The 19,769-nt window shown below is 61.7% G+C and carries 22 protein-coding genes and 1 pseudogene; 16 read left to right on the forward strand and 7 right to left on the reverse strand.

Annotation, left to right across the window (positions count from 1 at the left end; all coding sequences use genetic code 11):
• Window positions 1–82 precede the first annotated feature (82 nt).
• The 4 genes from NKI95_RS12030 (at window position 83) to mocR (ending at window position 3,279) form a co-directional block, all read left to right on the forward strand.
• The gene (locus NKI95_RS12030) at window positions 83–370 is read left to right on the forward strand and encodes a DUF3175 domain-containing protein (RefSeq protein ID WP_023721237.1); all 288 of its coding nucleotides are present in this window, start codon (window positions 83–85) and stop codon (window positions 368–370) included.
• Window positions 371–489: 119 nt separating this feature from the next.
• Window positions 490–1,401: a myo-inosose-2 dehydratase gene (gene iolE / locus NKI95_RS12035; RefSeq protein ID WP_352716941.1), complete on the forward strand. Its 912-nt coding sequence runs from the start codon at window positions 490–492 to the stop codon at window positions 1,399–1,401.
• A gap of 200 nt (window positions 1,402–1,601) precedes the next feature.
• On the forward strand, window positions 1,602–1,808 hold the full coding sequence (locus NKI95_RS12040; RefSeq protein WP_352716943.1) for a LacI family DNA-binding transcriptional regulator: 207 nt from the start codon (window positions 1,602–1,604) through the stop codon (window positions 1,806–1,808).
• A gap of 4 nt (window positions 1,809–1,812) precedes the next feature.
• Window positions 1,813–3,279 carry a rhizopine catabolism transcriptional regulator MocR gene (gene mocR, locus NKI95_RS12045; RefSeq protein WP_352716945.1) on the forward strand — a complete coding sequence of 489 codons (1,467 nt, stop codon included), beginning with the start codon at window positions 1,813–1,815 and terminating at the stop codon, window positions 3,277–3,279.
• A 167-nt stretch (window positions 3,280–3,446) separates the two neighbouring features.
• Here the strand turns inward: mocR and NKI95_RS12050 are convergent, their stop codons facing one another.
• Both NKI95_RS12050 and NKI95_RS12055 read right to left on the reverse strand, forming a co-directional pair.
• Window positions 3,447–3,890 carry an SRPBCC family protein gene (locus tag NKI95_RS12050; protein ID WP_352716947.1) on the reverse strand — a complete coding sequence of 148 codons (444 nt, stop codon included), beginning with the start codon at window positions 3,888–3,890 and terminating at the stop codon, window positions 3,447–3,449.
• A 170-nt stretch (window positions 3,891–4,060) separates the two neighbouring features.
• The gene (locus NKI95_RS12055) at window positions 4,061–5,305 is read right to left on the reverse strand and encodes a DegT/DnrJ/EryC1/StrS family aminotransferase (protein WP_352716948.1); all 1,245 of its coding nucleotides are present in this window, start codon (window positions 5,303–5,305) and stop codon (window positions 4,061–4,063) included.
• A gap of 363 nt (window positions 5,306–5,668) precedes the next feature.
• On the opposite strand from NKI95_RS12055, the gene NKI95_RS12060 reads away from it, so the two are divergent.
• From NKI95_RS12060 to NKI95_RS12080, 5 genes are all read left to right on the forward strand, one after another.
• A complete protein-coding gene (locus NKI95_RS12060; protein WP_352716950.1) occupies window positions 5,669–6,643 on the forward strand; it encodes a polysaccharide deacetylase family protein in 975 nt (324 codons plus the stop codon).
• A gap of 79 nt (window positions 6,644–6,722) precedes the next feature.
• The gene (locus NKI95_RS12065; protein WP_352456252.1) at window positions 6,723–7,691 is read left to right on the forward strand and encodes a rhizopine catabolism ABC transporter substrate-binding protein; all 969 of its coding nucleotides are present in this window, start codon (window positions 6,723–6,725) and stop codon (window positions 7,689–7,691) included.
• Window positions 7,692–7,841: 150 nt separating this feature from the next.
• Complete coding sequence (locus tag NKI95_RS12070; protein WP_352717104.1) at window positions 7,842–8,957, forward strand: ABC transporter permease; 1,116 nt, start codon at window positions 7,842–7,844, stop codon at window positions 8,955–8,957.
• The gene (locus tag NKI95_RS12075) at window positions 8,954–9,766 is read left to right on the forward strand and encodes an ATP-binding cassette domain-containing protein (RefSeq protein ID WP_352716952.1); all 813 of its coding nucleotides are present in this window, start codon (window positions 8,954–8,956) and stop codon (window positions 9,764–9,766) included. Before NKI95_RS12070 ends, NKI95_RS12075 begins: the two co-directional genes overlap by 4 nt.
• 32 nt (window positions 9,767–9,798) lie before the next feature.
• On the forward strand, window positions 9,799–10,905 hold the full coding sequence (locus tag NKI95_RS12080; RefSeq protein WP_352716954.1) for a Gfo/Idh/MocA family protein: 1,107 nt from the start codon (window positions 9,799–9,801) through the stop codon (window positions 10,903–10,905).
• Between the two features lie 21 nt (window positions 10,906–10,926).
• On the opposite strand, the gene NKI95_RS12085 is transcribed toward NKI95_RS12080, so the two are convergent.
• Window positions 10,927–11,700, reverse strand: coding sequence for a FadR/GntR family transcriptional regulator (locus NKI95_RS12085; protein ID WP_352716955.1), 774 nt, complete (start codon window positions 11,698–11,700; stop codon window positions 10,927–10,929).
• Between the two features lie 30 nt (window positions 11,701–11,730).
• Window positions 11,731–12,725 (reverse strand): annotated as a pseudogene (locus tag NKI95_RS12090) (LysR family transcriptional regulator).
• Window positions 12,726–12,835: 110 nt separating this feature from the next.
• Between NKI95_RS12090 and NKI95_RS12095 the strand changes: the two are divergent.
• From NKI95_RS12095 to NKI95_RS12120, 6 genes are all read left to right on the forward strand, one after another.
• Window positions 12,836–13,450 (forward strand): nitroreductase family protein, encoded by a 615-nt coding sequence (locus NKI95_RS12095; RefSeq protein WP_352716956.1) that lies wholly within the window; start codon window positions 12,836–12,838, stop codon window positions 13,448–13,450.
• Window positions 13,447–14,325, forward strand: coding sequence for an EamA family transporter (locus tag NKI95_RS12100; protein ID WP_352716958.1), 879 nt, complete (start codon window positions 13,447–13,449; stop codon window positions 14,323–14,325). Before NKI95_RS12095 ends, NKI95_RS12100 begins: the two co-directional genes overlap by 4 nt.
• A 75-nt stretch (window positions 14,326–14,400) precedes the next feature.
• Window positions 14,401–14,877, forward strand: a complete 477-nt coding sequence (locus tag NKI95_RS12105; protein WP_352716960.1) for a hypothetical protein — start codon at window positions 14,401–14,403, stop codon at window positions 14,875–14,877.
• Window positions 14,864–15,397, forward strand: a complete 534-nt coding sequence (locus NKI95_RS12110) for a hypothetical protein (RefSeq protein WP_352716962.1) — start codon at window positions 14,864–14,866, stop codon at window positions 15,395–15,397. The genes NKI95_RS12105 and NKI95_RS12110 overlap by 14 nt, the downstream gene beginning before the upstream one ends.
• A gap of 386 nt (window positions 15,398–15,783) precedes the next feature.
• On the forward strand, window positions 15,784–16,581 hold the full coding sequence (locus tag NKI95_RS12115; RefSeq protein ID WP_352716964.1) for a hypothetical protein: 798 nt from the start codon (window positions 15,784–15,786) through the stop codon (window positions 16,579–16,581).
• A complete protein-coding gene (locus NKI95_RS12120) occupies window positions 16,578–17,159 on the forward strand; it encodes a type II toxin-antitoxin system VapC family toxin (RefSeq protein ID WP_352716965.1) in 582 nt (193 codons plus the stop codon). The genes NKI95_RS12115 and NKI95_RS12120 overlap by 4 nt, the downstream gene beginning before the upstream one ends.
• Before the next feature lie 118 nt (window positions 17,160–17,277).
• On the opposite strand, the gene NKI95_RS12125 is transcribed toward NKI95_RS12120, so the two are convergent.
• The 3 genes from NKI95_RS12125 to NKI95_RS12135 form a co-directional block, all read right to left on the reverse strand.
• Complete coding sequence (locus tag NKI95_RS12125) at window positions 17,278–17,529, reverse strand: hypothetical protein (RefSeq protein WP_156932376.1); 252 nt, start codon at window positions 17,527–17,529, stop codon at window positions 17,278–17,280.
• A 362-nt stretch (window positions 17,530–17,891) separates the two neighbouring features.
• The gene (locus NKI95_RS12130) at window positions 17,892–18,362 is read right to left on the reverse strand and encodes a nucleoside deaminase (protein WP_352716967.1); all 471 of its coding nucleotides are present in this window, start codon (window positions 18,360–18,362) and stop codon (window positions 17,892–17,894) included.
• A gap of 310 nt (window positions 18,363–18,672) precedes the next feature.
• Window positions 18,673–19,155, reverse strand: coding sequence for a MarR family winged helix-turn-helix transcriptional regulator (locus NKI95_RS12135; RefSeq protein ID WP_352716969.1), 483 nt, complete (start codon window positions 19,153–19,155; stop codon window positions 18,673–18,675).
• A gap of 108 nt (window positions 19,156–19,263) precedes the next feature.
• Here NKI95_RS12135 and NKI95_RS12140 point away from each other — a divergent pair, with 108 nt between their 5' ends.
• A complete protein-coding gene (locus tag NKI95_RS12140; protein ID WP_352716971.1) occupies window positions 19,264–19,668 on the forward strand; it encodes a VOC family protein in 405 nt (134 codons plus the stop codon).
• Window positions 19,669–19,769 lie beyond the last annotated feature (101 nt).

A 19,769-nucleotide genomic window follows, 5' to 3' on the forward strand; every position in this document is an offset into this window, starting at 1 on the left:
GCTCCAGGGATTCGGGCCGAAGTGGAACAGCGGTGCGCCATAAGGCGTTTTCCCGGCAACGACCTAGTGGAAGGAGTTTGCCATGACCGCGCAACGGAAATGGTCCGCCGACGTCACCGAGCATAGCGACGCGCTGGACCTCGAGGAACACATCTTCGAATCCCACGATCCAAGGAAAATCGCCGCCTCGTTGAAGCGATCGGCCGAGCACAGCGATCGACGCAAGGCAGGGCCGTTTCAATCCGCCATGTCGATGCTGAATTTCTACATCAACCGCGCCGGCAAGAACCTACCGGCGGCGCAAAAGAAAGTGCTGGAGGACGCCAAAGATGAACTGCGCGTCCTTTTTGGCCGCCCAAAGGAAGATTAGAACCGGTCACCATTGATTGGTTCTGCCAAATTCGGCTGAACTGGACCTAGTGACGGGTCCTCTTTGCAGCCAGTTTGCAGGCACGGCTTGTATTCCCAAGCCTGCAAAAGTATGGCGCCATGACGGTCAAGATCGGCATCAATCCCATCACCTGGAGCAATGACGACGTTCCGGCGCTTGGCGGGGATACGCCCTTGGAGACCTGTCTGGCGGAAACCGCGCAGGCCGGCTACCGCGGCACCGAACTCGGCGGCAAATTTCCGCGCCAGGCCGAAGTGCTTGGGCCGCTCCTGTCATCCTATGGCCTGGAACTCGTCTCCGGCTGGTATGATGGCCGCATTCTCGACCGTACGGTCGACGAGGAATTCGCGGCGATCACCCCGCATCTGCAGCTGCTGCGCGACCTTGGCGCTAGGATCGTCGTTTATGCCGACACCTCGCGCGGTCGCCATGACGGCATTTTTGCGCCGATCTCCGAGCGTCCGCGCCTCGCCGACAGCGACTGGCGGGCCTATGGCGAGAAACTGACCGCCCTCGCCGACCGCATGGCCGCATTCGGGGTCGGCATGGCCTTCCACCACCACATGGGCACTATCGTCGAGACGGACGATGAAGTCGACAGGCTGATGGCGGCGACGGGCCGAAGCGTCGGCCTTTTGTTCGATACCGGCCACTGCCTGTTTTCGGGCGGCGACCCGCAATCGCTGTTGCAACGGCATCTCGACCGTATCGTGCATTTCCATTGCAAGGACGTTCGCACGGCGGTGCTGGAACGGGCACGCCGCGAGGACATGAGCTTCATGGCGGCGGTAATGGACGGCATTTTTACCGTGCCCGGCGACGGCTCGGTCGATTTCCTGTCATTGCTGAAACCTCTCGCCGCGCGCGGCTATGAAGGTTGGATCGTTGTCGAAGCCGAGCAGGATCCGGCCAAGGCGCATCCGCTGACCTATGCCAGCAAAGGCTATTTCTCGCTGCTCGCCACCGCCCGCGAAGCCGGCTTCGAAGTGGCGACGCGGCAGGCAGACTGACCGGCCCGCATTGCGAGCCGGAGGGACGTAATGGGCGCGCGCCTCGATGGGGTTAGCGACGCGAAAGCGCCCGGCGATCCGCGCCGCCTCGCTCCCTGCGCGGCGCGGATCGCAGAATTCCGGCTCTGGATTTCAAACCCCGACTTTCAAGCTTGAGGCCGACCGGAAGCCGTGCCTTGATGTAACCGAGGAGGAGCGACATGGCTTTCGAAGCTGCGCTTGGCATAGAACGGCTTTGCACCATCCGGGAGATCGCCGAGAAGGCGGAACTTGGCGCCGCCACCGTGCATCGCGCACTGAAGAACAGCCGCGAGGTCCGCCCCGAAACCAGGCGACTGGTGCTAGATACCGTCTGCCGGCTCAACGAGGAAAAGATCGCCCGCGCCGCCAGGTTCGTCGGGGGATAGTGCTGTGGCCGACCACATGCGCCTTTCCCTCGACATCATGTCGGTCGACCGCGCTTCGGAAGAACCGATGCATCGTCAGATCTACGGCGCCTTGCGACGCTTCATCCTTGACGGCCAGATCCCGCAGAACACGCTGCTACCGTCGACGCGCTCGCTGGCCGAAGATCTGAAGGTCGGGCGCAACACGGTCATCGCCGCCTATGACCAACTCCTCGCCGAAGGTTTTATCGAGGCGCGTGCCGGATCGGGCACCTGGGTGGCGCCGATCCAGCAGAACCGTCCTTTGGCATCCCTGCGCGCCGGACTGGCAGCGCCGCAAAAGCTGTCGCGGCGTGGCCAGACCATCGTCAACGGCCCGCAACCGCCGCGCAATGCCGGCGTCATCAATTTCCATCCCGGCGTCCCCGAAACGGCGTCTTTTCCGTTCACCATCTGGTCAAGTCTTCTGGTGCGCAATGCACGCAGCCGCGACGAGAGCCTGCTTGGTTATCTCTCCTTTGCCGGCCACCCCGGCCTGCGTCAGGCCATTGCCTCGACCATCGGCCTGTCGCGCGGCATCAGCTGCACCGCCGACCAGGTGATCATCGTCACCGGCGCACAAGCAGCGCTCGATCTCGTCTCGCGCGTGCTGATGGACGAAGGCGACCATGTCTGGATGGAAGAGCCCGGCTATCTCGGCGCCAAGAGCGCCTTTCTCGCCAGCGGCGCCAGATTAGCACCGTTGAAGGTCGACAGGCGCGGCTGGCATCTTGCCGATCCGGAGCTGCCGCCGGCGCGGCTGATCTATGTGACGCCATCCTGCCAATGGCCGTTCGGCACCATCATGCGCATCGAGGAGCGCCTGCAGCTGCTCGACATTGCCGACCGCAACGGCGCCTGGATCGTCGAGGATGACTATGACGGCGAATACCGGTTCCGCGGCCGGCCGGTGCCGGCGCTGCGCGGGCTCGATCACGCCGACCGCGTCGTCTATATCGGCAGCTTCGGCAAGACGCTGATCCCGGCGCTGCGCATCGGCTATCTGATCGTGCCGCGCGAACTGTCGGTGCCGTTCGACCGGGCGGTGAGCATCACCGGCCAGTTCGCGCCGCTGATCCTGCAGGCAACGGTCAACGACTTCATCACGCAGGGCTATTTCGCCACGCACCTCAAGCGCATGCGCCGGCTCTATGCGCGCCGGCAGGCGAACTTCGTCAAGCTGTGCCAGGAGCATCTGGCCGAATGGCTGACCGTCACGGAAAACGATTCCGGCATGCAGCTGCTGGCGAGCTTCCTCAGGCCCTATAAGGACAGTGACGTGGTCGCCGCCGCCCTCAAGGAGGGGCTCGACGTCCAGGGCATCTCGATCAACTACCATTCCACAGAACCCGAGCACGGCCTGCTGCTCGGCTATGCGGCGATGGACGAACGCCAGATCCTGCGCGCAGTGCTGGCGCTGCGCGCCGCGTTCCTAAGGTTGGATAGAAGCTAGGGCAAGCTTCGCCATCCGGGCTTTCCGGCGCCGGCGCATGTTGCCTGGGAAGACCGGGAATTCCTTGGAACCCGGCTAGGGACGCCGATGCAGCCAAGGCAGCGCCCGCTTCGCTCTCTCGGTGCGACGAGATCGCCCCCATGGATCAGCCACGCGCGCGCTTTACCCTACTGCTTGATCTCGGGTTCAACGAGCTTCGCCAGATTTCGCAGCGACTCCTGCCAGCCGAGATAGCAGGCCTCAACTGGGATGACGTCTGGAATACCGGCCTGCGTGATATTCACTTCGGTGCCGACCGATACTTTCTTCAATGTCACGGTCACCTCGATCTCGCCGGGCAGGTTGGGGTCGTCGAACCGGTCGGTGTAGCGCAGTTGCTCATTGGGCACGAGCTCGACATATTCGCCGCCGAACGAGTGGCTGTCGCCGGTGGTGAAGTTGCGGAAGGACATTTTGAACGTACCGCCGACTTTCGCCTCGAAGTGATGAACCGTGCAGGTGAAGCCATTCGGCGGAAGCCATTTCGCAAGTGCATCCGCTTCGAGGAACGCGCGGTAGACTTTCTCCGGGCTTGTTGTCAGAACGCGGTGTAGCCGTACGGTGCCGGGCATATCGTTAATCCTCCGTGGTTGGTGATCGATGCCCCCTAGGACGAGCGGAGCCCGGCCTATCCGACACGGGCCTGCGGATTTTTTGACGACCGGTTATGCCGGTCGGAATCCTCGCCCGGCCACCGAACATGGAACTCGGCCGCAGGGTAGCAAACCGCGTCGGAACTGGTCTAGTTCACACTGTCGAATTTCTGCAGATCAACCGGTGCCGCCTGGCGCAATTCGACATCATCGAGCGAGGCATTCTCCAGCGCCACCCGCGCCGCCGCGTCGATGTTGTGGATCATGTCCTGAATGTCGGTATCGCTGTGCGCCGGGTTCATGGCGATCATCACGGTGCGGTTGAGGATGTCGAGCGAGCGCTTGCCGAGGTCGTCGGAATAATCCAGCCGCAGGCCCTGGTTCTCGGGCAGCGCATAAGGATTGAGCGCCGGGTGATGCGCCCCTTCGTGCATCAGCACCTGGTCCCACTGGGTGAAATTGTGACGGCCGGTCTTGCCGGCAACGACGCTCGGAATGGTCTTCGAAAAAGTCTGCGCCGCCTGCTCGCTCGGCAGCAGGTACATCACCTGTGCGGCACAATCGTCGTCCGGGCTGTTCATCGGCGACGGCGTCAGACCGAGATTGCCGAGGTGGCGGGTACCGGCCAGCACCGTCTTCTTCTCGGCGCGCATCGCCTCGATGATGCCGTCCAGCCGGTCGAGCTGGACGTTGAGCATCGCCCCCATCAGTTCGGAAGCACGCGCGCCGATGCCAGCGAAGGGTTTGATGCTGTCGCTTCTGCCCTGCCAGTAGAAATGGCAAGGGTCGATGGCGCAGCGCGCCCGCTCCGCCACCTTCGGGTCGCTCGTGGCGACGCCGCCGCCCTCGCCCGAGGTCATGTTCTTGAAATAGTTGAAGGAATAGGCGCCGGCGTGGCCGATCGAGCCGAGCTTGCGGCCTTCATAGCCGCCGCCGATGCCTTGGCAGACATCCTCCAGCACCAGCAAGCCGCGCTTGGCAGCAATGTCCATGATCGCGTTCATGTTGCAGGCCGCGCCCCACATATGCACCGGGATGACCGCCCTGGTGCGCGGCCCGATGGCTTCGCGCAAAGCGATGGGATCGATTGTCAGGCTCTCGTCGATGTCGACGATGACGGGAATGGCCCCGACCGAAAGCACCGCGGTCGCGGTCGCCATATAGGTGTGCGCGGGCACCAGCACTTCGTCCCCCGGGCCGATGCCGAGGCCGATCAGGCCGGCGGCGAGCCCATAGGTGCCGCTGGCGGCCAGCGCGAAATGCTCGACGCCGAGATGCTGCGCATAGCGGGCCTCGAAGCGGTCGCATTCGCTGTCCTTGCCGTAACGAAACAGCGCGCCCGAGCGGATCACCCTGGCAATGGCTTCGATTTCCTCTTCGCCGGCGGTGTACATGACAGGCCTCCAAGTTACTTGGTAGTTTGGGTCACTTGATAATGTGGTCGCTTGATGGTGTGGACAGCTGTAGGCTTGTCGGCACAGTTTGAAAGAACCACTCCGCCGCTATTCGACCAAGCCATCTGCGCCCGGAAGACGGTTCCTATGAGTGGTTTTGAACCCTGATTGGGGAAATCGGCAGCTAAGTGTCTCAGCCGGCAGGCAAATTGTACCCATCCGAATTCGCCAAAGTGGCCCTGTCGGAAAGGCAGGTTTCGGCGTTCCATTCCGGCCAGTTGGGCAAACGGTTGGTTCCATGAAATACGGGACACACTTTGGAAGACCCCCGAAACCGGTATGCCGGCGGGAAGGCGGCCGTACGTGAACGCCGCCGGCTCCAGCAAGCGGATCGTGGTCCACGAGGACGATGTCGGCATGTGCCACGGGGCCAACAGCGCCTTCCTCGAATTGAGCGGACTGGGTGTCTGCAGTTCCGGCGCGGTAATGGTGCCGTGCCCCTGGTTCCTCGAAATGGCCGAAAGCGCCGTCGCCAACCCTGGCCTCGACCTCGGCGTCCACCTGACGCTGAACAGCGAGAAGCAGCATTACAAATGGCGGCCGTTGACCGCGCCGTCGCGGGCGGCCGGCCTGACCGACGAGTTCGGCTTCTTATGGCCCGACGTGGCGACCACGCGCCGCAAGGCGGTGCCGCAGGCGGTCGAGGCCGAGCTTCGCGCCCAGATCGACACCGCCTCTCGCGCCGGCATCGACGTCACCCATCTCGACGCGCATATGGGCGCGGCATTGTCGCCGGAATTTTGCGACATCTACATCAAGCTCGGGCTCGAATATCAGCTGCCCGTGCTCTTGACCAAGACCCTGTCCGCCTATTCCCCCAACGACAATCTGGTCGGCGTCACCGAGGAGGCGTTCCAGCGCGGCGTGGCGCTGGCCCGCGCCGGCGGCTTTGCCATTTTCGACGCCGCGATCCAGACGACCTGGGGCCGGCCGCGTTCCAGGCCGATCGAGCCCGCTTACAAAGCGCTCATCGAGGGTGTGCGCGAGGGCCTGACCTTCTTTTGCCTGCATTGCAACGCGCCCGGTGAACTCGAGCTGATCGAGCCGCGCTCCGCCTATATCCGCACCGAAGAGTACGAGCTGTTCCGCGACCAGGGCTTTCGCGACTGGCTCGCCGCGCAGCCGATCGAAGTCATCGGCATGAAGCCGTTGCGCGAGGAGCTTCGCGCAACACTCTCGGCCGGGCGAGCATCAACAACGGCCCGCGGCAGCAACGCGGGCGAACAGCGATTGGTGTCGGCAAAGGCCCGCAAAGCGGCCACCCGATCCGCGACATGAGCCGATCGTCGCGACCGGAAAACGGCGCCAAAGGGATTGGACAAGGGATTGGAACTGCAACGACAAATGGGAGAATAAGATGAAAACTCTTCTGAAAGTGGCATTGGGCGCCTTCGTCTCGGCGGGCCTGATGACAGGCATCGCGTATGCCGCGGGCCTCAAGGATCCGAAGGACGTCCGCATCACCTTCGTGGTGCACGGGTCGGCGTCCGATCCCTATTGGTCGGTGGTCAAGCGCGGCGTCGATGACGCGGCCGCCCTCACCGGCGCCAAGGTCGAATATTACGCGCCGCAGGTCTTCGACGTGGTCGAGCAGGCCCGGCTTCTGGACGCCGCCATCGCCACCAAGCCGGACGGCATCGCCGTCTCCATCGCCGACGCCAATGCACTCGGCAAATCGGTCAAATCCGGGCTTGCCGCCAATATTCCGATGGTGGTTCTGGATTCCGGCGAAAAGGAAGGCGCCGAGCTCGGCACGACGCTCTATGTCGGCACCGTTTCCGAATATGATTCCGGCAAGAAGGCCGGCGAGCGGCTGGCCAAGGAAGGCACGCTGAAGGTCGTTTGCATCAATCACGAGGTCGGCAATGTCAGCCTCGACCAGCGCTGCCAGGGCCTCAATGACGGGCTGAAGCCCTCCGGCGGCGGCACCGAGGTTCTGGCCGTGGCGCCGGATCCGGCTGACGTGCAGCGCCGCACCGAAGCTTATCTATCGGCGCATCCCGACACACAGGCGGTCTTCGCGCTTGGTGCCACTGCCGCCAATCCGTTGATCCCGATGTTCCGCGACAAGGAACTGTTCGGCAAGCTCAAGCTCTATACCTTCGACATCAGCCCGGAGGTTCTCGACTCTGTCGTCGCCGGCGAAATGGGCTTCGGCATGGACGCCCAGCAATATCTCATGGGCTATCTGCCGGTGATCTATCTGGTCGAGCAGGCGACGCACGGCTTCTGGCCGCAGAACAACGCCTATACCGGACCGCTGTTCATCGACTCGCCAGAAAAAGCCAAGGCGATCCTGGCCCTCGCCAAAGAGGGCATTCGCTAGCAAGTTCCGACGGAACGGGAGAATGCGCCAAGCGCTCTCCCGATCCGTCCGTGACCAAGATTGCGAATTGAGCGATTGGGGAGCCTAATGGCGGTCGTGGAAGACAACGCAGCACCTCCAGCCGAGCTGAAGGCGACCGACCGCTTCGGCATGACGTCGAAGCGGGCCGCCGGCGCCGACGAACGGTTGGCCAGCACCGGCAAGCTGACCCAGTGGCTGCGCCGGCCGGAAGCCGGTGCTGCCGGCGGACTGCTTGCGACGATCATCATCTTTGCGCTGCTGCCGGGCGCGGCGAACCTCTATTCGCTGCAGGGATCGATGACCTTCCTGACGCTGTCGGCGGAGCTCGGCATCGTCGCCACCGCGGCGGCACTTCTCATCATCGCCGGCGAGTTCGATCTTTCGGTCGGCTCCATGGTCGGCTTCGCCGGCGTCGTCATCGGGCTGACGGTGAAATACTGGGGCCTGCCGCTATGGGGCGGCATCGCCTGTGCCTTCGCCGTTGCCATCCTCACCGGGTATCTCAACGGCCTGATCGTGGTGAAGACGCGCCTGCCCTCCTTCATCGTCACCCTCGCCACGCTCTATATCCTGCGCGGACTGTCGATCGGCATCACCCGCGCCGTCACCGGCCGCACGCAGATCCCCTACATACTCGAAGGCGCACCGGACCCGGCGACGGCCGGCATTTTCAACGGCCATCTGCTCACCGGCCTGTTCCGCTGGATGGGCGCGCAAGGCTGGATCGCCACCCGCAGCGACGGCATTCCCTTCGTCGCCGGCATTCCGATGTCGATCGTCTGGTGGCTCGGCCTGACGGCGCTGGCCGGCTACGTGCTCACCCAGACGAAATACGGCAACTGGATCTTCGCCACCGGCGGCGACCTGATCGCAGCCCGCAACGTCGGCGTGCCGGTCGATCGCGTCAAGATCAGCCTGTTCATCTACACCGCCTGCGCGGCGACCCTGCTTGCCACGATCCAGGTGATGGAGGCGGGCTCCGCCGACACCACGCGCGGCCTGCTCAAGGAATTCGAGGCGATCATCGCCGCCGTCATCGGCGGTGTGCTGCTCACCGGCGGCTACGGCACCGTCTATGGCGTGTTGTTCGGGGCGCTGATCTTCGGGCTGGTGCAGATGGGCATCTTCTACACCGGCATCGACACCGACTGGTTCAAAGTCTTCCTCGGCATCGTCATCCTGATGGCCGTGCTGGTCAACAACTACATCAGGCTGAAGGCGCTCGGCCGCGTAGGTGGCAAATGACTGCGCCAGCAATGGAATTGCGCGGCGTCAGCGTCAATTTCGGCTCGGTGCGCGCGCTCCAGGACATCGACATCAAGGTCTATCCGGGCGAGGTCCATTGCCTGCTCGGCGACAACGGCGCCGGCAAGTCGACGCTGATCAAGGTTCTGTCCGGCGTCTACCGGCCGAGCAAGGGCGAAATCCTGGTTGACGGCAAGCCGGTCACTTTCCGCAGCCCGCGCGACGCGCAGGAGCTCGGCGTGGCAACGGTGTTCCAGGACCTCGGCATGATCTCGCTGATGTCGATCACCCGTAACTTCTTCCTCGGCCGCGAGCCTACCAAAAGCAGCCTGCCCTTCTCGCGCATCGACAAGGAGCGCGCCAACACCATCGCCAGGCAGGCGATGGCCGATATCGGCATCGACGTGCGCGACCCGACGCAGGCCGTCGGCACGCTGTCGGGCGGCGAGCGCCAGTCGGTGGCGATCGCCCGCGCCGTGCATTTTGGCGCGCGCGTGCTGATCCTCGACGAGCCGACTTCCGCGCTCGGCGTCCACCAGGCGGCGATGGTGCTGAAGTTCATCATCGAAGCGCGCATGCGGGGTCTGGCCGTGATCTTCATCAGCCACAACATTCACCATGCCTATCCGGTCGGCGACACCTTCACGCTGCTCAACCGCGGCCGCAATCGCGGCACCTACGCCAAGTCCGAGATTTCGCGCGACGAGGTCATCTCGATCATGTCGGGTGGCGAGGATCTGAAGGCGGTCGAGGCGGAGATTGCCGGCCTGCTCGCCCAGATCGGCAACCGGCCGCCTGCGGCGCCTTGAGCTGACTATCGGACATTGCGGGGAATGATGGCATGAGCAGGTTACGCGTCGGGGTCGTCGGCGCCGGCATGATCTCGCAGGTCGAGCATATCCCCAACCTGCTGCGCCTCGGCGAATTGTTCGGGCTGGTTGGCGTTGCAGATCCCTCGAGGATTTCGCGGCAGTTCGTCACCGACACTCACGGCGTTGCCAATTTCGAAACGATCGACCAGCTCTTCGACCAGCGCCTCGACGCAGTGGTGATCGGCTCGCCGGACCCGCTGCACCACGAACAGGTGCTGGCGGCGCTCGCGCGCGGCCTGCATGTCTTTTGCGAAAAGCCGCTCTGCTACTCGCCGGCGGAAATCCTGGAGATCCTCGCCGCGCGCGATGCCGCCAGGAAAGTCATGCAAGTCGGCTACATGAAGCGCTTCGACCCGAATTACCGGCTGGCGCTCGCTTCGCTGCCAGGCACATCAAGCACGCTGCGCGCGGTCTCGGTGGAAGTGAACGATCCCGACGCCTGGCCGTTCATCGCCCATCAGCCCTACAGGCGCGGCACCGATATCCCGAAGGACATGGTCGCTGCCGTCGCGGCCAAGCAGAAGCGCCAGGTCGAAGACGCCGTCGGCGTGCATTTGACCGACCTCGCTTTCCGTGGATTTACCGGCGCTTACAGCTCGGCCTTGATTCACGACGTCAATGCCGTCCATGGCCTGCTCGATGCGCTCGGCGTGCCGGACGGCGAAGTCGTCGGCGCGCAGATCTTCGCCAATGGCGACGGCGGCCAGGGCGCCGTCAAGCTTTTGGACGGACAGGCGCTGTGGACCATGACCCATCTCACCGTGCCCAAGCTCGCCGACTACAAGGAGCGGATCACGCTGTTTTTCGACGATGCCAGCCTGGAGCTCGAATTCCCCTCGCCCTGGCTCAATCATCATCCGACCCGGCTGACGGTGACGACCTCGGACGGTCACACGCTGTCGAAGAAAGATTTGCGCGCCGGCTATGCAGAAGCCTTCGTCGAGGAGATGCGTGGCTTCTGGGCGGCGATCGTCAATGGCGACCCCGTCGTCAACCCGCCCGAACACGCCGCCCGCGACCAGGCCTTGCTGATCCGGCTGACCCTGCGGCATCTCGCTACCGCACCTTTCGACTGAGTGCCTGTGGCCGAACGGCAGCTACCTGGACTTGATCACGCTGTCGGTATTGGCCAGCAGCTTGCGCACCGCATTGCGTGCCGCGTCCGGCCGCTGCAGGCGGATGCTCTTCTCGATCGCCTCATGCAGCCTCTGCGCATGCTGCAAATCGTCGAGTTCCCGCGTGGTATAAGCAAATAGATGATCGAACGCCGATTCGATCAGCACGCCGAGCGGCACCAGCAGGTCGTTGCCCGAGGCCCGCAGGATGGCGAGATGAAAACGCGTGTCGGCGCGCGTGCGCTCCTGCAGGTTGGTCGCCTCGCCCATCTCGCGGCAGGCCTGGCTGATCTCGGCCATCTGCTCGTCGGTGCGCCGCATGGCGGCGAAGGCGCTGGCCTCCGGCTCGATGATGTGGCGGAATTCCTGCACGGTTCTCAGGAACACCTCGCGGTCCGGCGAGGTCGCGTACCAGGCCAGCACATCGCGATCGAGCAGGTTCCAGCGTTCCTTAGGCTCGACCCAGCTGCCGATTTTGGGACGTGACGACAAAAGGCTCTTCGCCATCAGCATTTTGATGGCTTCGCGCACCGCCGAGCGGCTGACGTCGAAAGTCTCGGACCATTTGGCCTCGTTGGGCAGGATGGTTCCCGGCGGATAGTCGCCGCGCACGATCCTCAGCCCGATTTCGTTGGCCAGCGACGCATGCACGCTCGACCCCGGCATGCGTGCCGCATCGGCCCGGCGAACACCGCTCGTGCGTTCGGCGAACGCCTCGGCCGCTGTCTTTCCCTTATTCGGCTTCGCGTCCCGCATGGCTCCACAAAGTCCGGATTTGGAGGCGTGTCAAGGAGATGAAATCGACGGCAATATCTCCGTCTGACTTTCCGCATCCGTCGCCTCGCCGGCACCGCGCTTTGCCGAGCGCTCACGCCGGAGCGGCACGAACGGCTTCTCTTTGTTCCGACTGAATTCCTCGATCAGGAAATCAAGGAAGACGCGGATTTTCGGAGCGAGATGCTGCCGTGCCGGATAGACCGCGTAGAGCGTGGTTTCGACCTTGTCCCAGTCATCCAGAGCCGATTGCAGCTGGCCTGCTTTCAGGTCGCTCTCGACATAGGGATAGGGGATCAGGCTGACGCCGAAGCCGGCGCGCAGCGCATCGCGCACGGCAAGGCTCGACGACACCGAATATCGATGGCGATGCGCTCGGCGCGGCCGTCCTTGCGGAACTCCCATATGTCCGCATGTCCCGAGAGGCTGAACCGGATGCAATTGGCCGCCTTCAAGTCGGCAGGCGTTTTGGGCCGGCCATGCTTCTCGAAATAGGCCGGAGCTGCGCAAAGCACGTGCGGCATGACCGCAAGCTTTCTTGCGACCAGGCTGGAATCCTCGAGATTGTCGCTGCCGCGAATGGCAAGGTCAAATCCCTCCCGCACGATATCGACGCGCCTGTCGTCAAGATGCAGATCGAGTTTCAAATCGGGATAGCGCGATAGAAACGCGGGGATGGCAGCCGAAAGCCGTGTCAACGTGACGGTCATCGGCGCGCTGATCCGCAGCGTGCCGCTCGGCGCCGTCTTGATCGGGCCGAGAACCTGGTCGGCCCTGGCCAGCGCATCGAGCCCCTGCGTGACACGCTCCAGATAGATCCTGCCTTCTTCGGTCAGGGCCATGCGCCGCGTCGTCCGGTTGATGAGCCGCACGCCCAGATGCGCCTCCAGCTCTGCGATGTTCTTGCTGACCGCGGGAGGAGAGAGACCGAGCCGCCGCCCGGCTTCGGCAAAGCTGTTCAGTTCCGCCACATGGCGGAAAACCTGCAACGCCGTCAGGCGATCCATCGCACCATTCTCTTCCAGTAAACAATGTCTTTCAATTGTCGCATATTATCGCTCGTTGGTAAATTCTCTATCTGCTTCCCGAACGGCTTACTCAATTTCGGAATGACATGATGACCAACCCCACAATCTCCCTTATCGAGCGACGCATGTCGGCCAATCGGTTCGATGTCTCGCACGCATTGACGGATGCCGAGGTCGAGGAACTGGCACGCCTCGCAACACGCGCGCCAACCGCCTACAACCTTCAGAATTGGCGGTTCATCGCCGTGCGGACGCCGGAAGCAAAGGCGCGGTTGCGCAGCGTGGCCCATGGCCAGGCCAAGGTGCAGGAAGCAGCGGTCACCTTCATCGTCTGCGGCGTACTGCCCGACCACGCTGCCCTCAATGCAAGGCTGCTTCCTTTCGTCGAAGCCGGCTTCATGCCGGCGGATATGGCTTCGGGCTGGCAGGAAGGCGCCCGCACCCAATATGCCGATCCTCGGGCAGCCCGCGACGAAGCGGTGCGCTCGGCAACGCTTGGCGCTGCAACGCTGATTTTTGCAGCCGAAGCGCGGGGGCTCGTCGCTGGTCCGATGGGAGGCTTCGATGCCGAAGGCGTGGCCCGCGAGTTTGGCCTTGGATTGAATGAAGTGCCGGTGATGCTCATCGCGGTCGGCCGCGCCGCGCCCGGAAACTGGCCGCAAAAGCCGCGCCGCCCTCTTGCCGAAGTACTGGAAATCTTATGAAAACGCACCCTTCCGATCTGTTGCTTACAGCCATTGCACCGGCAATATGGGGCAGCACCTATGTTGTCACCACGCAGTTCCTGCCGAACTTTTCCCCGATGACGGTTGCAATGCTGCGAGCCCTGCCCGCCGGCTTACTGCTGCTGGCGATCGTTCGGCAACTGCCAACGGGCATCTGGTGGCTGCGCAGTTTCGTCCTCGGAGCCCTCAACATCTCGATCTTCCTGAGCATGTTGTTTGTCGCCGCCTACCGGCTTCCGGGCGGGGTCGCCGCGACGGTGCTGTCGGTCCAGCCGTTGATGGTGATTTTCCTTGCCGCTGCCCTGCTTGCCAGCGCCGTCCGACCGTTAGCGATCGTCGCTGCCCTTGTCGGGATCGCCGGTGTTGCATTGCTGGTGCTGACCCCGAACGCGACGCTCGATTTAGTCGGCGTTGCCGCCGGCCTCGCCGGGGCGGCCTCCATGGCCTTCGGCAGCGTATTGGCCCGCAAGTGGCAACCGCCAGTGTCGCTGCTTACCTTCACGGCATGGCAACTGACCGCCGGCGGTCTGCTTCTCGTTCCGGTAGCCCTGCTTTTCGAGCCTTCCATCCCAATCCCGACCGGCGCCAACCTGCTTGGACTGGCGTGGCTCGGGCTGATCGGCGCGGCGCTGACCTATGTCCTCTGGTTCCGGGGCATTGCGCGACTGGAATCTGCGGTGGTGTCGTCGCTGCTTTTCCTCAGCCCGGTGACCGCCGTGCTGCTTGGATGGGTACTCCTGGACCAGACCCTGACCTTGCCTCAAATCGCCGGCGTCGTTTTCGTCATCGGCAGCATCTGGCTGGCTCAACGCCCTAATCGCCATCGATCGGCCTCCCGTAGCGCATGTAATTAGGATGTTGCTATCTATTCGGCTGGTAGATGTTAATGATGGATGCTATCTGAGGAATGCATCAGGCGGGGGCGCCACATGAGCGGGGCTTGTACTTGGCTCAAGAAAAACACTGACCAGATAACGTCAGCTGCTGCGATCGCCGGGGTGCTTGTGGCAGGCGTCGGATTTTGGGTCACGTGGTATCAACTCTCAGAAACTACTGCAGCCCTCAAAGCATCCAATACTTACACCATTCAAAACGACGGGCGGGAGTTGCTAGATGTTGTGCAAGGCCGCGGCTACGTGCGGGATCTTTTAGCTGGGACTTTGAAGCCGGAGGATCAAACGAATGCCAAATTCGATATCTGGAAAATGTTGAACTTCTATCTGTCCGTTTACCGGCAATCGCAGGCTGACGGCATCACCGACGAGTTCAGGCGGGCCTATGTTCGCGACTTCTGTGGCTTCGTCGCACTGCCCGGCATCAACGCCGCGTGGAAAGAAATGATTGCCGAGAAGAGTTTGAACGAACAGCAGATCAACATGCGGGAGGATTGGTGTGAGGGGAAGTAACCTTCTAGCGGCCGTCCTATCTGGTCTAGTCCTATGCTCCGTAGCGAGCGCATCTGAATTCGGCAACATTTTTGGAAACGCCGAAACGAGCGCTGCTTCCCGAGCGGCGAGTGCCAAAGCGCTCGAAGCTATTGAACATTTGGTCGCGGGTCTTCGCGCCCGCGAGCTTTCTGGAGGTGAAAACAGAGGGGCAGAAGAGTTTGGCGTCGCTGCTCAATATTTCGCTGAAGCTGCGGACCAAATGGACAAACTGCTGGGCGACTTTCCCGATAAGCCGCTCTCTGACGCGCAAGTCGCATCCTTGAAATCCAAACTCGCCCCGGGCAGCCAAGAATATGTTCTCGTTGAAAATTCGAAGTCGCTGCGCGATTTGTACCAAGGGTTTTCGGCAAGGACCCGACAGATGTCCGCACTGGTAGGCGGCTTGGCGGGTCAACGAAACGCATTCGCGGCAATCTCTCCAGCGCTTATCAAATACTTTCGACTTGCCGACGGCATCGTCACGGCTCAGGCTGGGTAGGAAAATAAGAGTTGGACCGCCAACGCCATCGAATACCGCATTCCTGAGGCCGCGGAGACCCTTACTGAGGCCGAACGTGGGGCGGCAGTGGCGCGCCTCGAACTGGCCGGAATCATATCCCGTACGATCCCAGAGATCAGGATCCGGCCTCCCTTGGCGCATTGAGCCGCACGAAGAGCGCCGCTTTTAGGAAGGCGGCCTCTTCGATTGGACCCGACGCCAGCCGCCTCTTGCTGGCGGATGAAATCCTCAAGCTTTCCGTCTCTTAAGGCATCTTTGAGTGACAAGTTGGCCTATATTTTTTCCTTCTGAATCAAGAACTTACTTGCATAAACCTTGTTGAAAGGTTACCATGGAATATATTGGGCCGCAATGGATGGTGGATCGTGGCCGAAGTCGATAGCCGACAGGTCAAACTAAGAGTGGTCGGCACGGCCGACCTTAACCGCAAAGTTCGCGCCAGCGTCTTTGCGAGCAAGCTTGCGTCCCTAGTGAAGGCAATGGAAGCCGCCGACAAGTCAGCCAATGGTGAAACCACCTACGATTTTGTCATAGCCGACCTTAAGCCATCCAGCGCGTCGGCAACTATCGAGGAACAGCGCGCCAACAAGAACATTCCCCACTTCTCAAGCGTCGATACCTTTGGTCGCTGCATTCAGTCAGTTGCGACCGGGCGGTATGAGTACGCTCGCCAGCATCTCGAATGCGCTAGGCACATTGCCGTTCTTGCAAAGGGCGCAGAAGAGAATTTCGACGTAGCAGAAATCACTGTTAATGGGTTCGATATCGTTCGGGTGGATAAGCTCTTTTACGAAAGAGCCGCCGAAGCCGTTCGAATCGCGGCGGAAGAGCCAACCTGGTTTAAGGGCGTCACCGTGGGGTCGCTGGACGGAACCATTGTCGTTGAGGATGCAAGGTCCGGCACGCCTACTCTAACGCTACGCCTAACGATTGGCGGCAAAGACATAGCATGCGAGTGCTCGCGTTTTTCGTCTGAAGAACTCAAGCCATTTTTCGATAACAGAGTGCGGGTTACGGGGGCTATTACATACACCGGTAATTCAGGGCTCCCCCATAAGATCGAACTATACGAACTACCGCGTGCGATCAAAACGAACCCTGATATACAGCGGTGGGAAGGGTCGTTTGGGGATGCAAAAGAAGAGCGGGGTTGGCATAGTTGAAGGGGGTTTCGTCTCACTACTTTTGGGACGCGTGTGTTTTCATCCGGTACCTCAAGGGGGACCGGAGTGCTGAATTATTCCCTGATATCAGCCAGCACCTTAAGGATGCGAAGGCCGGGAAAACCGCCATCTATTATTCAACCTTGTCGATCGTCGAGGTGCGGCCAAGCTTTCTTGGCGGTGCGGGATATGGCGATTTCGATGCCTTTCTAGCCGACTTTGAAGGTGCATTTTTCGGCATAGATCCAACGCCCGACATAATGCGCTGGAGCGCTATCGTTCACGATATCAGCTACCCATGCCCCACCGGCGGAAAAGATGGCGTACTAACCACGCCAGACGCCATCCAACTTATGTCGGCAGTTTACCTGCGAGAGGCCGGTGGCGTCCCCGATATCGCCTTCCACACGTTCGACAACGGCAAAGGCACAACGGCGGAATCGGAAGGCAAAAAGACTGTCAGCTTACTTGAGTTTGAAAAGTGGGTGGTCGGGATACCAAAGAACTCTCAGACCAAGCGCATTTGCGATCTTCCGCGCTCAAAACCGGTACACCCCCTCCCAGATATGTTCGCCTAAGACGGAAACGCCGCTCGACCCGAAGGGAGCGGCGTTCGATGAAGGCCAGTGTCCTAACCGCTAGACGACCGCCCCACGGTAGGGCGTACGGGGATCGAACCCGTGTTTCTGGCTTGTTCTAAGCTACTCTCGCGCGAAACCCTAAGTCCCATTCACCGGGTTCATGTTCAGCATCAAGGATGACTGTCCAGGCCGGACGCATCTTATCGTATTTTTCTTCCCACTGGGTTTTCTCCAGCACCAAGCACTCGTCGCGCCTCAAATGGCCCGCTGCGAACATGGCAAGTTCACGATTTATGGCTGACTTCCCTACGTTGGTCGGATCGTTCACTGAGCCAACGCGGTACGTAACGTTCGTATCGTCTTCCATCTTATGTCTGTCCTTGTGTGTGTGTGTGTGTCGAGGCTGCCGTTGCAGCGTCAACAAGCTATCGAAGGACTGAGACCCCTTCAAGGCTAACTTGTCCCAAGGGGATAATGCCCTTGCGAAATAGCATTTGATCCATGACGTAGCGTTCAACGTCGCCAATGGCCCCTCCCATTCGCCTGCCTTCGGTGACTCTCTCCTTCTCGCCCGGAAAATCGGCTTGTCCCCAATACGGATCGGGTCGCGAATCTTGCGCGCAGGCTCCGTAGCTTCCGAACAGCAAAATCCCAAGAGCGCAGGTTATTAAGGCGAATCGCTCGCGCTCGGGGTCGTTTCGGATGCCATCCCTTGCCTCAGCCGCAGCGTCAGTGCGTCCAGAAATCGCGATGCGGCGCGAGCAGCTCGTCCTCGATCTCGGGGAATGGGCCAAAGACCTCGATCTTCTTCTGGCCCGAGCCGAGTACGATGCGCGAAGGGAGGCTCATCGTCGGGTTCTCCGCGTGATCCCCGGTCAGCGCCAGAAGCTTAGTCTCCTCGAAGCCGTAGACCAGCCGGCCGATATTCGCCCAGTAGAGCGTTCCTGTGCACATCGCGCAGGGCTCGCCCGTTGAGACCAGCGTGCAGGACCAGAGGAAATCCGGCTCATAGGCAGCCGCGGCGCGCCGGGCGAGTTCCGTCTCGGCGTGGCGTACCGTATCGAGATTTCCCTGGCGCATCAGCACGTGATCGTCCGGCCCGACCAGCACACACCCGAACGGATGGTGCCCATGCGCCGCCGCCTCCCGAGCGACCGCGTCGGCGACGCGGAGGTGGGCGAGCATCTGATCGCGGGTCATTGCAGGATCCTATCACGATGGCGCGACGGAGGGGTTGCGAGGTGCGGAACACGCCCCGCTTTTCCCGCGCCTCTGCACTCGTCAAAGCGTGTCGTCATCAACCAGTTACCCCGTCGACAATGAACCGACATCCGCCCGATGACCGGCCTAATTGGGCTGAAATTGCCGCGTTCGTGGAGCATTGGCAAGCCCGGACCGTCGCCACCTCGTCGCCACGGAGGCTGCCTTCAGCAAAGTCGTAACGCCGTCGCAAGAGGCCAGCTTTTTGAACACTCAGAGGCGGAGATGACTGCTGACGTGGAACAACGGCCTAGAGGCCGGTGAGCAATTTCTTAAGTAGAGCATTAAAAGTTTCCTGCTCCGCCGGCGTCAGCACGGAGATTAATTGCTCTTCCAGCGCCACCATCGGACCGATCAAATCGTCTATCGCGCGCTTGCCGCCAGTCGTCAGCGCAATTTGCTTGCCGCGCCGGTCGTTAGGATCGGGGCGTCGTTCAACCAGCCCGGCGCGCTCCAGCCGGTCCAGGCGGCTCGTCATGCCGCCCGAGGAGATCATTGCCGATTCGTAGAGCTGAGTAGGTGAGAGCATATAGGGTTCACCGGCGCGCCTGAGCGGCGTGAGCACATCGAACTCACCTACGTTCAGGCCTGCTTCTTTGAGCAACGGGTTCATGTGATCGCGGATAACCCGCGCGGCGGCATCAAGCAGACGACCTACCGTTTCAACAGGTAGCAACGGAAGATCGGGGCGCTCGCGGGCCCATTCCTTAGCTGCGGCCTCGGCCCGATCCATGGCAAATATTCCCTTGGCAAAATGTATCTTGCAATCAAGATACATTGCATCTACTAACATTACAGCAAGATAATAGCGCAGCGCGCATTCCTGGAGAAGGCGAAATCGATGCCCAAAATGATTTTCGTGAACCTGCCTGTCCGTGACCTGTCGGCGTCGACGGCGTTCTACGCGGCGCTAGGCGGCACTGTGAACCCGCAGTTTTCGGGCGACAAATCCACCTCGCTCATGTTCTCGGACACGATCGGGGTGATGCTGCTGATCCATGACCACTACCGTGAATTCACTACACGCCCAATCGGCGACGCACGGCGCGACAGCCAGGCAATGATCGCCCTCACTGTCGATAACCGCGACGCCGTCGATGCAACACTGACCAGCGCGGTCGCGGCGGGCGGTCGCGCCGATCCCAACCCGGCACAGGATCTTGGCTTCATGTATAATCGCCACATCGAAGACCCAGATGGCTACGTTTGGGAAATCGTATGGATGAACCCGACGGCGAACGCCTGAACGTAGGGCGTGGGCGCATCGGCCGTAGCGGGTCATGAGCCTAGCCTCATGACGGGCCATTGCGGGCTGGCACAGTGCCGGCTCCGCGTCAGGTGCGCCCG

The sequence above is a fragment of the Mesorhizobium sp. M0306 genome (assembly GCF_040321655.1).
GTDB lineage: Bacteria > Pseudomonadota > Alphaproteobacteria > Rhizobiales > Rhizobiaceae > Mesorhizobium.